9 protein-coding genes and 1 riboswitch are annotated in these 11,545 nt (G+C 72.4%); of the genes, 3 read left to right on the top strand and 6 right to left on the bottom strand.

The features are described from left to right. Window positions 1-75: 75 nt before the first annotated feature. The 5 genes from C1C97_RS10235 to C1C97_RS10255 all read right to left on the bottom strand — a co-directional run bounded on the left by C1C97_RS10235 (window position 76) and on the right by C1C97_RS10255 (window position 6,856). Window positions 76-2,550, bottom strand: a complete 2,475-nt coding sequence (locus C1C97_RS10235) for a S9 family peptidase (RefSeq protein ID WP_121031678.1) — start codon at window positions 2,548-2,550, stop codon at window positions 76-78. A gap of 185 nt (window positions 2,551-2,735) precedes the next feature. Next, on the bottom strand, window positions 2,736-3,875 hold the full coding sequence (locus C1C97_RS10240) for an ABC transporter permease (RefSeq protein ID WP_110920957.1): 1,140 nt from the start codon (window positions 3,873-3,875) through the stop codon (window positions 2,736-2,738). Next, window positions 3,872-4,756, bottom strand: a complete 885-nt coding sequence (locus tag C1C97_RS10245; RefSeq protein ID WP_121031680.1) for an ABC transporter ATP-binding protein — start codon at window positions 4,754-4,756, stop codon at window positions 3,872-3,874. The genes C1C97_RS10240 and C1C97_RS10245 overlap by 4 nt, the downstream gene beginning before the upstream one ends. Window positions 4,757-4,871: 115 nt before the next feature. Beyond that, window positions 4,872-5,588 carry a response regulator gene (locus tag C1C97_RS10250; protein WP_121031681.1) on the bottom strand — a complete coding sequence of 239 codons (717 nt, stop codon included), beginning with the start codon at window positions 5,586-5,588 and terminating at the stop codon, window positions 4,872-4,874. Beyond that, window positions 5,585-6,856, bottom strand: a complete 1,272-nt coding sequence (locus C1C97_RS10255) for a sensor histidine kinase (protein ID WP_110920396.1) — start codon at window positions 6,854-6,856, stop codon at window positions 5,585-5,587. The genes C1C97_RS10250 and C1C97_RS10255 overlap by 4 nt, the downstream gene beginning before the upstream one ends. 94 nt (window positions 6,857-6,950) lie before the next feature. Here C1C97_RS10255 and C1C97_RS10260 point away from each other — a divergent pair, with 94 nt between their 5' ends. Beyond that, on the top strand, window positions 6,951-7,715 hold the full coding sequence (locus tag C1C97_RS10260; protein WP_233542877.1) for a CPBP family intramembrane glutamic endopeptidase: 765 nt from the start codon (window positions 6,951-6,953) through the stop codon (window positions 7,713-7,715). A gap of 94 nt (window positions 7,716-7,809) precedes the next feature. On the opposite strand, the gene C1C97_RS10265 is transcribed toward C1C97_RS10260, so the two are convergent. Next, complete coding sequence (locus C1C97_RS10265; protein ID WP_110920397.1) at window positions 7,810-8,448, bottom strand: VOC family protein; 639 nt, start codon at window positions 8,446-8,448, stop codon at window positions 7,810-7,812. Window positions 8,449-8,565: 117 nt separating this feature from the next. Then, window positions 8,566-8,686, top strand: a riboswitch (SAM riboswitch). Window positions 8,687-8,763: 77 nt separating this feature from the next. Here C1C97_RS10265 and C1C97_RS10270 point away from each other — a divergent pair. Next, a complete protein-coding gene (locus C1C97_RS10270; RefSeq protein WP_121031684.1) occupies window positions 8,764-10,149 on the top strand; it encodes a bifunctional o-acetylhomoserine/o-acetylserine sulfhydrylase in 1,386 nt (461 codons plus the stop codon). A gap of 2 nt (window positions 10,150-10,151) precedes the next feature. Continuing rightward, on the top strand, window positions 10,152-11,405 hold the full coding sequence (gene metX, locus C1C97_RS10275; RefSeq protein WP_121031686.1) for a homoserine O-acetyltransferase MetX: 1,254 nt from the start codon (window positions 10,152-10,154) through the stop codon (window positions 11,403-11,405). The last annotated feature ends 140 nt before the right edge of the window (window positions 11,406-11,545 follow it).

Below are 11,545 nucleotides of genomic sequence, written 5' to 3' on the forward strand. Positions count from 1 at the left end.
GGGCGCCAGGAGACGGCCACGGGGCGCCGGGAGCGAGGCAGGTGCCTCAGGCCGGGGACACCCCCACGCGCCCCGTCAGTCCGCAACCCCCAGCTGCCGGGCGAGCCACGCGTACTCCCACGCGGTGTCCTTCCACTGCGAGTACCGCCCGGAGGCCCCGCCGTGGCCGCCGGCCATCTCGCACCTCAGCAGCACCGTCTCGGGGTGCGCCACGTGCGTGCGCAGCTCGGCCACCCACTTGGCGGGCTCCACGTAGAGCACACGCGTGTCGTTGAGGCTCGTCACGGCCAGCACCGGCGGGTAGTCGGCGTCCCGCACGTTCTCGTAGGGGGAGTAGGAGCGCATGTACTCGTAGACCTCCACGGACTCCACGGGGTTGCCCCACTCCTCCCACTCGAGCGCGGTCAGCGGCAGCTCGGGCATCAGCATGGAGGTCAGCGCGTCCACGAACGGCACGGCCGCCAGGGCGCCGCAGTACAGCTCCGGGGCGAGGTTCAGCACCGCACCCACGAGCAGACCGCCCGCCGAGCCGCCCAGCACCGCGATGCGTCCGGCGTCCACGTCCGGGCGCGCCGCCAGGTGGCGGGTCACCGCCACGTAGTCGGTGAACGTGTTGGTCTTGCTCTGCTTCTTGCCGTTCTCGTACCACGCCCGGCCCAGCTCGCCGCCGCCGCGCACGTGGGCCACGGCCCAGATCACGCCGCGGTCCAACAGGGACAGCCGCGAGATGGAGAACGCGGGGTCGGTGCTCATCTCGTATGAGCCGTACGCGTACTGCACCACGGGCGCGGGCACGGCGGGGTCCAGGTCTGCGCGCCGCACGAGACTCACGGGGATCCGCGTGCCGTCCTCGGCCACGGCCCAGTCCCGCTCCACGGTGTAGTCCGCGCTGCGGTAGCCGCCCAGCACGGTGGCCTCGCGCCGCAGCACGGGCTCGCCCACGCCGTACGCGTCCAGTCCCTCGCGTCCGGGTTCCCCGGTGGGGATGTCGTACACGCGGGGCGGTGTCACGAAGGACGTGTAGGACACCCGCACCACGGGGTTCTCGTACTCCGCGGAGAGGACCGCGGCGGTGTAGAGCTCCTCCTCGAACGCCGCCTCGGTCCCGGCGAGCAGCGTCGTGTCCTCAGCACCGTCACTTCCCTCGCGACTGTCCCGGTCCGACGACGACGCCGCACCGCCCGTTCCCGCGTGCGTCCCGTTCTCCGGGCCCGCCGACGACTGCGCCGCACCGTCCGTCCCCGCGCTCGCCCCGTTCTCCCGGGCGGGGGACGACGCCGCACCGTCCGGCCCCGCGTCGGTCCGACCCGGCACGGCGCCGGTGACCAGACGCTCCACCGCACCGCGGGGGATCAGCCGCACCCGCGGCGTCGTGTCCTCGCGCAGTGCCACCACGAGGTGCGTGGCGGTGGGGACGCAGGACTCCACCCGGGTGGCGTCCGAGGCGGGCAGGACGGCCACGAGCGTGAGCTGCGCGAGGGGGCGCCCGGCGTGCTCCAGCGGGAGCAGGCTGATCCGGCCGTTGGGGGCGTCCGCGTCGTGGGTCAGCAGTAGGTGGTCTCGGCCCGCGAGTTCGAGGGGCTCCACCTCGTAGAGCACGCGGTCCGCGCGGGAGAGCACGGTGCGCCACGGCAGGTCGAGGGGTCGTGCGGCGTCGTCGGCGGAGGGGGAGGGCGTCTCGGCGCGCCCGGCGTCGCGCACGGGAAGGTCGCTGAGACGCACGATCCGGTACTCGCTGTACTCCGAGCACGAGGAGGAGAGCATGAGCCACTGCTTGTCCGCGGAGAGCTCGGCGCCGAGCCACAGCCCGGGATCGTCCTCCTGGAACAGCAGCTCGTCCGAGGCCACGTCCGTCCCGACAACGTGCCGGTACACCCGGTACGGGCGCCAGGACTCGTCCACCACGGTGTAGATCAGCTGGGAGGCGTCCGGGGTGAGGAACGCCCCGTACGAGGTCTGCGCCACGCGGTCGGCGAGCAGCTCGCCCGTGCTGAGGTCCTTGATGTGGACCGTGAACCGCTCGTCCCCGGCGACGTCCTCGGACCACGCGAGCCGGGAGCCGTCGTCGGAGACGCTGAAGGCACCCAGGGAGTAGAACTCGTGGTCCTGCGCGGCGGCGTTGGCGTCCAGCAGGGTCTCCTCGCCGGCCAGTTCGACGCCCGGCTCCACGGCGGGCGGCGTCCAGTCCGCGGGGTCCGCGACCGGCACACGGCAGAACACCTGGTGCGCGCCGCCCTCCACGGTGCGTGCGAAGTACCACCAGTCCCCGTGGCGGCCGGGCACCGAGAGGTCCGTCTCCTGCGTGCGGTTCTTGATCTCCCCGTAGATGCTCTCCCGCAGCGGGGCGAGGTCCGCGGTGGTGGCCTCCGCATAGGCGTTCTCGGCGTCCAGGTGCGCGCGGACCTCGGGTAGGTCCTTCTCCCGGAGCCACTCGTAGGGGTCGGAGAACGTGTGGCCGTGGAAGGTGCGCTCCACCGGACGGCGGGGGGCCACGGGGTAGGGGATGCCGGTGGGGGACTCTGCGGAGGTGGTGGGCTGCGTGGAAGTCATGGGGCCAGTGTAGGGACGGGTCCTGTGCCCACGTGATGGGAGTGTGCACGGGAGCCGCTTCGCCCCGCGGCGCCTCTCCCGTGGAAGGCCCACCGCGGAAGGGCCCGCAGCAGGCCCCGCGCGGCGGATCGGTGGCGCGCACCGCGGACCGTGCTCTCCGCGGCCGGGGCGCGCCACCGCCGTCGTCAGCCCCGCAGGGCCTCCCGCCACTTCAGTGCCTTGCCGGTGCGCAGGATGGACCGCTCGTAGATCACCGCGGCCAGCCAGATGGCCAGAGCGGTGGACACCACCAGGACCGCGAGTGAACCGATGTGCTCCCACCACGCGCCCTGCTGCAGGAAGATGCGCAGCGGCACGGCCACCGGGGCGGAGAACGGGATCCAGCTCATGACGCGCAGCGCCTCCGGGTTGCTGTTGAAGAAGATGACACCGAAGTAGGGGAGCATGATCATGAGCATCACGGGCATCGAGGTGGAGCCGATGTCCTCCTGCCGGGACACCATGGAGGCGGCGGCTGCGTAGAGTGCGGCGATCATCACGAACCCGATCGAGAACAGGACCACGAACCACAGGATCGGCACCCCCAGCCCGTCCAGTGGCAGCACGTCCCCGTTGATCTGCATCCCCAGCAGCAGCCCGACGGCCACCAGGCCCACCTGCAGGATCGCCATGGCCGCGTTGCCCAGCACCTTGCCGGCCATCATGGCCCGCGCCGGGACCGCAGCGAGCAGGATCTCCACGATCCGCGACTGCTTCTCCTCGATCACCGAGACGGCGATCTGCTGGCCGAACGTGACCGCTGCCAGGAAGAACACGATGCCGAAGCCGAAGGCGATGAGGTAGCGCAGCAGCGGATTCGGGGCGTTCGGGTCGAGCAGCTCCACGGTGGGGCTCGTGGACAGCGCCTGCACGAGATCCGTGGGTGCGTCCGTCATGGCCAGGACGCTCGTGCCGGAGGGACTGCCCGGATCGGGCACGACGGCCGCGTCCGCCTCACCGCTGCGCACCGCCTCGCGGGCCGCATCCTCCGAACCGAGTGTCTGGGGCGCGTAGTCCTCGCCGAGCCCCTGGACCGACGCCGCCGTCTGGTCCACCACGGCCACGCGCACGGCGTCCCCGGCGAACAGGTCGCCCAGGCGCGGCACGAGCAGCGTGGCGGCCAGTGCCGCGGCCAGCAGGATCAGCGTGGTGATGATGAACGGTCGGGACGTGGCCTTCACCGTCATCTCGCGTGCGGCCACGGTGCCCACCGCGGACCAGAAGGGGGTGCGTCGGGGTTGGCGCCCGGCGGTGGTGTTCGCCGAGGCGGCAGTGACGGTGCTCATCGGGTGACCTCCGTGAAGATCTCGTGCAGGGTGCGGGTGACGGGTCCGAAGCGGTGGACGGTGCCTCTGCCCACGGCGTCGGCGAGGACCTCGTGGGCGGCGGAGTCCGAGACGGCGCGGAAGCGGACGTGGCCGCCGTCGAAGGACAGCACCTCCACGCCGCGAGCATCGCGCACCCACCCGGTGTCCGTCGCGGTGACGAGCTCCCACTCGGGCTCCGCGTGTGCGGCCAGGAGCTCGGCGCGCGAGCCCGTGGCGCGCACGCGTCCGTCGGCGAGGATGACGAGCTCGTCGCACAGCCGTTCCACGAGGTCGAGCTGGTGGGAGGAGAACAGGACGGGAACCCCGGTGTCCGCGGTCTCCCGCAGCACCTGAAGGGTCGTGTCCACGGCATGGGGGTCCAGACCGGAGAAGGGCTCGTCCAGGACGAGGGCCACAGGGTCGTGCACCAGGGCGGCGGCGATCTGGGCCCGCTGCTGGTTGCCGAGTGACAGCTCTTCGAGGCGGCTGCCCGCCCGCTCGCCCAGCCCGAGGCGGTCGAGCAGGGCCAGGGCCCGGGTCTTCGCGGCGGCGCCGGACATGTCGTGCAGCCGGCCCAGGTGGACCAGCTGGTCGAGGACGCTCATCTTGGGGTAGAGACCGCGCTCCTCCGGCATGTACCCGATTCCCGCCCGGTAGTCGGCGGTGATCGGGGCCCCGTCCACCTCGATCCGGCCCGAGTCGGGCGTCAGCACGCCCAGCAGGATGCGCATGGTGGTGGTCTTGCCCGCTCCGTTGCCGCCCACGAAGCCCGTCATGAGGCCCGGTTGGATGCCGAAGGTCACGTCCTGCAGCACGTGGGCCGCGCCGAAGGACTTGTTCACCCCGTTCACTGCGATCATGGTTCGAGCCTACGAAGCGACGGCCGCGTGCACCTCCGCCGTGTGGGGGATTTCTCGACCCCGGGGTTCCTCCCCCTGGAGGGGGAGGAACCGGCTCCGCGGCGGACGCGGCGCCTCAGCGGCCGGTCACCCCGCGCTCGAAGGCCCAGATGACGGCGTGGACCCGGTCCCGCGCACCCGTCTTCAGCAGCACGTTCGAGACATGGGTCTTCACGGTGGCCCTGCCCACGACCAGCTGCCGGGCGATCTCGTCGTTGGACAGGCCCCGTGCCATCGCGCGCAGCACCTCGGCCTCACGGGCGGTGAGACCCACCCGCGCCAGCTCGCACTCCGCCCGGGGACGGGTCGGGGTTTCCGGGGCGGGTGAGTCCCGGTACGACGACGCCGCGGGGTCCCGTTCCGCAGCGGGTGTCCCCGCCATGCGCTCCAGGACCCGCCGCGTGACCAGCGGGTCCAGCAGAGCATCACCGCGGCCGAGCACCCGGACCGCCTCGATCAGCTCCTCGGGGCCCGCCGACTTGAGCAGGAACCCCGATGCCCCTGCGGACAGGGCCGCGAAGAGCGCCTCGTCCGTGTCGAACGTGGTGAGGACGAGTACCGCGGCCCGTGCTCCGGTGGCCAGGAGCTGACGTATGGCCTCGATGCCGTCCATCCTCGGCATCTGGACGTCCATGCACACCACGTCCGGATCGAGGGCGGCGGCGAGCTCGAGTGCCTCGACGCCGTCGCCGGCCTCGCCCACCACGTCGATGTCCCCCTGCGAGGTGAGGATCGTGGCGAAGCCCACACGGATCAGGGGCTGGTCGTCCACCAGTAGGACCCGCAGGCTCATGAGGCGACCTTCTTTCCCGCCTGGCCGGGCACCGTGGCCCGCACCAGCCAGCCGCCGTCCGGTTTGGGACCCGCTTCGAGTGTGCCGCCCACCGACGCCATCCGCTCCCGCATGCCGGTCAGGCCCATCCCCGCACCACCGGCCGCGGAGCCGCCGAGCCGGCTGCCACGCCCGCTGTCACTGATCTCCAGCTCGACGCGGTCCGTCCCGGTGCGCAGCCGCACCGTGACGGCGGCACGGGGCCCGGCATGTTTGCGGGCGTTGGTGATCCCCTCCTGGGCCGTGCGGTACAGCGCCAGCTGTGCCGGGGGTGGCAGGTCCGGTTCCGGGCCGATCCGCTCGAGCGCCGCGTCCTGACCGATCGCCCGGGCATCGGCGACGAGCGCGTCGAGGTCGGCCAGGCGGGGCACCGAGTCGGGAATCCCCTCGCCGTCGCGCAGCGTGTGCACCATGGTCCTGAGCTCGGCCACGGCATCCCGCGCCGAGGACTCGACGCCGCGCAGGTGCACGGCCGCGGCCTCGGGGTCCCGGGACATGCTCACCCGTGCCGCGCCGGCCTGCACGCCCATGGCCGTCACGTGGTGGGCCACCACGTCGTGCAGCTCCCGGGCGATCCTGAGCCGCTCGAGGCTGACGGCCTGCTCGGCCAGCCGGTCCTGCTGGTTCCGGATCTCGGCGTGGGCGGCTTCGAGGTCCTCCCGTTCGATCGCCGCGTGCCACGTCCGGTTGCCGAAGATCCACGCCCCGGTGAAGTAGGCGATGTTGATCAGCAGCTGGATCGCGGCGAACGCCATGTAGGCGTTGACGCCGCGCTCGCCCACCTGCGGGTCGGTGAACTGGTCCACGGTGACCCAGACCAGCCACACCCCCATTCCTGCGGCGACCGCGGCGCGGGACCACATGGCCCGGTGGCGGTCCGGGCACCACGCCCCCACGGAGTAGAAGCCCAGGAAGAGCACCACCTGGGAGGCGTACATCTCGACCCCCACCCACGTGGCGAGCGCGAAGTACAGGACGGACACCGCCACCATCACGGTGACGGGAAAGCGCCGCCGCCATGCCAGTGGGGCGGCCAGGATCACGGCTCCCAGGGCCACCCATCCCACGTCGACCTTCCAGGGGACCTTCTGGACGAAGTCCGAGAGGTAGACCAGCTCGACACCGGCGAGCGCGAGGATGACGGCTTCCACACCGTCCCTGCGGCGCCACCCGGGACGCAGGGCGCGTCGACGCGGGGAGGTGTCCATGGCGGTGGGGCGCGGGCGCATGCCTCCCACCCTATCCAGGCCGGTGCCGGGGTGAGCCTGCCGCCGGCCGGGCCCGGCGCACCGTTCTCGGCGGACCGCCCGGCAGAATGGGGGTGTGCAGACCTCGATCCCCGCGCCCCATTCGGCCGCCCCCGCCGACCTGCGGCTGCAGCTGCTCCTGGTGCTCGGCGTGTCCCTGGGAGCATCGGCCGTGTACGCGGTGCTGGACCTCGTGGAGGTGATGCTGCAGTCCTCCGTGGCGCAGAGCACCGCCACCCTGAACCAGCCGCTGAGCAGCGTCGCCCTCGTCGACGCGTTGCGCCGCCTGGCGGGCATCGGCTTCGCCCTGGTGCCCGTGGTGCTCGCGCTGTACCTCATGGCGGGCACGGCACGCGGGATCCCCGGCGTCCTGCGCGGGATCGGGGTGGACGCCCGCCGGCCGGTGCGCGATCTGCTGTGGGGAGCCGCGCTGTTCGCGGTGATGGGTGGTGGGACGCTCGCGCTCTACCACGCCGGGCGGGCCCTGGGCGTCACGGCCCAGATCACCACGTCCACGCTGGAGAACACGTGGTGGACCGTGCCGCTGCTCGTGCTCTCCGCGCTGCGGCACTCCCTGGTGGAAGAGGTCATCGTGGTGGCGTTCCTGTGCGACCGGATGCGCGGGCTCGGCAGGCGGTGGTGGACGATTGCGGTGGTCTCCGCCGTGGTGCGCGCGAGCTACCACCTGTACCAGGGATTCGGGCCCGCGCTGGGAAACCTCGTGATGGGGCTCGTGTTCGTGTGGGTGTACCGCCGCGGCGGCCGTCTCATGCCGCTGCTGGTCGCCCACGCGCTGCTGGACACCGTGGGATTCCTGGCACCGCAGCTGCTTGCGGGCTGAGCCGCACGGGGTTGCTCTTTCTGTCCCGCGCCTGCGGACCGGGACGGGGAGACCGGTTCGGGCGGCGTCGTCGGACCGCGCGGTACGACGACGCTCAGATGGTGACGGTGCCGTCCGGGGTCTCGAAGGAGACGGCCATGATCCCGGGGGTGCCGTGGGGAGCGGACCACGTGACGTCCAGGGAGCCCAGGACGTCCTCCACCGGACCGCCGAGCCAGTCGGTCACGCGCTCGGGGGAGCCCGCGATGTCCAGGCCGCTGAGCCGGACGTCCGTGACCCGGGCCCGCGAGGGGTGCATCTCGTCCTCGGAGTCGAAGCGGATCATGAACGGCAGCTGCGGATCCGAGATCAGGCCCTTCACGCCGATCTGGTGCCACTCGAGCTGCCGGCCGTCCGGGAAGATGCGCCCGCCCGGCACGGCGGGCCTGCCGAGCTTCGCCTCGAACGGCGCGAGGTCCGGGACCTCCACGACCCAGCCGAGCCAGCCGCCGCCGGCCTCCGAACGGGCCCGGACGGCCTGACCGAACGGGGCCTTGTCCGCAGCGGGGTGCTCCAGGACGGTGACGACCTCCACGTACTGGTGGTCCGTGAGGGGCAGGATCATGTTCCGGGTGCCGAAACGGGGATGCACCCCGCCCTTGACGGGCTCGATGCCCAGTCGGTCCGCAATCTGCTCGGTGGTGGCCTCCAGCCCGTCCGGCTGCGCTGCGAAGGAAACGTGATCCAGCTTCATGCAGTTATCGTGACACCCGCCACACGGCCGTCCAAATCGGGTGGTGCAACACAGGGGCCCGCCGCACGACCCGCTCGCTTGACGTGCGCCCCGGACGGTTCCCACAATGGAGGTCTAGGTCACGAGAGTCAGCGCGAAGCCCCAGCTTGCTGACCGGCAACCCTCCCTTACCGCGGTGGGGTGCCCTGGGTGAAGACCTGGCCGGGACGTCGTCCGACGTCCACGGCAAGCGCGGGTCACTGGTGCCCGGTCCACTGCACGGGCACCGTGCGGACCGGCCCCGGACCCCTGATCCTTCCCAGAAGGAGCACGGCCATGAGCACCGCACCCACCCCCGACAACCCCCAGGGCTGGACCTTCGAGACCCGTCAGATCCACGCGGGCCAGAACCCCGATCCCGTGACCGGCGCGAGGTCCCTGCCGATCTACCAGACCTCGTCCTTCGTCTTCCCGGACGCGGAGACGGCCGCCGCCCGGTTCGCCCTGCAGGACATGGGCCCCATCTACTCCCGGCTGACCAATCCCACCACCGAGGTGGTGGAGAACCGCCTCGCCTCCCTGGAGGGGGGAGTGGGTGCGCTCATGGTCTCCTCCGGGCAGGCCGCCGCCACGCTCGCCATCCTGAACCTGGGCGGCGCCGGCAGCCACGTGGTGGCCAGCCCGTCCCTGTACGGCGGGTCCTACAACCTGCTCAGGCACACCCTGCCGCGCATGGGCGTGGAGACCACGTTCGTCGCGGACCCGGACGACCCGCAGCAGTGGCGGGACGCCGTGCGCGCGGACACCGTGGCGTTCTTCGGCGAGATGATCCCGAACCCCCGCAACGACGTGTTCGACGTGGAGACCATTGCCGGGATCGCCCACGAGGCCGGTGTGCCGCTCATCGTGGACAACACCGTGGCCACCCCGTACCTGGTGCGGCCCATCGAGTGGGGCGCAGACATCGTGCTGCACTCGGGCACCAAGTTCCTGGGTGGCCACGGCACCGCGATCGGCGGGTTCATCGTGGACGCCGGGCGCTTCGACTACGGGCAGGACCCGGAGCGGTTCCCGGGCTTCAACCAGCCGGACCCCACCTACAACGGACTGGTGTACGCCCGCGACCTGGGCGCGGACGGCGCCTTCGGCGTGAACCTCTCCTACGTCCTGAAGGCACGGGTGCAGCTGCTGCGTGACCTGGGCACGTCCATCTCCCCGTTCAACGCGTTCCTGATCGAGCAGGGCATCGAGACGCTGTCCTTGCGCGTGGAGCGTCACGTGGCGAATGCCGAGAGGGTGGCCCGGTGGCTCGAGACCCGGCCCGAGGTGGCGTCCGTCTCTTACGCCGGCCTGGAGTCCTCGCCGTGGCACGACCGCGCACGGAAGTACGCTCCCGACGGCGCCGGCTCCGTCCTCGGGTTCGTGCTGTCCGGCGGCAGGGACGCGGGCATCGCGTTCGTGGACGCGCTGCAGCTGCACTCCCACGTGGCGAACATCGGCGACGTCCGCTCGCTCGTGATCCACCCGGCGTCGACGACGCACGCTCAGCTCTCGGAGCGGGAGCAGCTCGCGGCGGGCGTGGAACCCGGGTTCGTTCGGCTGTCCGTGGGCACCGAGGGGATCGAGGACATTCTCGCGGACCTCGAGATCGGGTTCGCCGCGGTGAACGCGCCGGGCGGCGCGGTGGGTGACGCGGCGTCGTCGGACGACGAGGCGGCCTGACCATGACCGTGACGCCGTGCGCGCCCTCGGTGCGCCGTGACGGCGTGGTGCGCTGCGCGGGCATCGGGGACGTGAGCCTGGAATCCGGGTTCCGGCTCCCGGGCGTGCGCCTGGCCTACGAGACGTGGGGCGAGCTGGCCCCGGACGGTTCCAACGCGGTGCTGATCGAGCACGCCCTCACGGGCGACTCCCATGTGGCGCGCGGCACCAGTGTGGGCTACGGGGACACCGCCCCGTTCGACGCCCTGGACCGCAGGGCGGCCGCGGACACCGACGGGTGGTGGGACGGGCTCGTGGGTCCGGGCGCGGCGATCGACACCACCCGGTGGTTCGTGGTGTGCGCCAACATCCTGGGCGGCTGCCACGGCAGCACGGGTCCGGCGAGTCCCGCACCCGACGGCACCCCGTGGGGTGCGCGCTTCCCGCGGATCACGGTGCGGGACACCGTGGCCGCGGAGGCGCGGCTCGCGGACCTGCTGGGAATCGACCGGTGGCGCCTGGTGGTCGGGGGCTCCATGGGTGGTGCCCGCGCGCTGGAGTGGGCCGTGAGCCACCCCGAGCGCGTGACGGCGTGCGCCGTGATCGCGGCGAACGCCCGGGTCAGTGCGGAGCAGCTCGCATGGGGCCGCACCCAGGCGCTCGCCATTCGGCAGGACCCGCACTTCCAGGGCGGCGACTACTACGCGGGCCCGCACCCCGCCGAAGGGCTCGGGCTGGCGCGGCGGATCGCCCACATCACCTACCGCAGCGCGCACGAGCTCGCCGCGCGCTTCGGCCGGGAACCGCAGGATAGCGCGGATGCCCGGGCCCGGGCGGAGCCCCCGTGCCACGCGGGATCCGCGCGCGGTGCGGTGCCCTGGGACGGTCCCGAGAAGGGGTCCGCGGCGCAACCGAGCCACACCGGGGACCGGGGACGCTACCGCGTGGAGAGCTACCTGGACCATCAGGCGGTCAAGCTCGCGGCGCGCTTCGATGCAAACGCGTACCTCGGCGTGAACGAGACCCTGATGTCCCACGACGTCGCCCGCGGCCGCGGCAGCCTCCGGCAGGCCCTCGCGCGCTCCCGGTGCGAGTGGCTCGTGGCGGCCGTGGACTCGGACCGGCTGTTCCTGCCCCGGGAGTCCGCCGAGCTCGTGGCGGCGCTGCCCGGTGAGCAGGAGCTGCACGTGATCACCTCACCCAGCGGTCACGACGGCTTCCTGCTGGAGACCCCGCAGGTGGGCCGGCTGCTGCGGGCCACGCTGCTGCGGGACTGAGGGCCAGGGACTCGAGACCGGTGCGGGATGGCATGGGCGGCGCACCGCCCATGCCATCCCGTGGTAAGACCTGGGCGCGGGGGGGGTTGCGGGGCAGGCTGCGTGGCCGTGGGCGCCGGAACGCTCGGCTCCGGTTGCGT

The sequence above is a fragment of the Kocuria tytonis genome (genome assembly GCF_003226895.2).
GTDB lineage: Bacteria > Actinomycetota > Actinomycetes > Actinomycetales > Micrococcaceae > Kocuria > Kocuria tytonis.

Coding starts and splice junctions, on each gene's coding strand:
- C1C97_RS10270 (WP_121031684.1), top strand. CDS start 8,764: ATGAGCACCGCACCCACCCCCGACAACCCCCAGGGCTGGACCTTCGAG.
- C1C97_RS10265 (WP_110920397.1), bottom strand. CDS start 8,448: ATGAAGCTGGATCACGTTTCCTTCGCAGCGCAGCCGGACGGGCTGGAG.
- C1C97_RS10235 (WP_121031678.1), bottom strand. CDS start 2,550: ATGACTTCCACGCAGCCCACCACCTCCGCAGAGTCCCCCACCGGCATC.
- C1C97_RS10255 (WP_110920396.1), bottom strand. CDS start 6,856: ATGCGCCCGCGCCCCACCGCCATGGACACCTCCCCGCGTCGACGCGCC.
- C1C97_RS10245 (WP_121031680.1), bottom strand. CDS start 4,756: ATGATCGCAGTGAACGGGGTGAACAAGTCCTTCGGCGCGGCCCACGTG.
- C1C97_RS10250 (WP_121031681.1), bottom strand. CDS start 5,588: ATGAGCCTGCGGGTCCTACTGGTGGACGACCAGCCCCTGATCCGTGTG.
- metX (WP_121031686.1), top strand. CDS start 10,152: ATGACCGTGACGCCGTGCGCGCCCTCGGTGCGCCGTGACGGCGTGGTG.
- C1C97_RS10240 (WP_110920957.1), bottom strand. CDS start 3,875: ATGAGCACCGTCACTGCCGCCTCGGCGAACACCACCGCCGGGCGCCAA.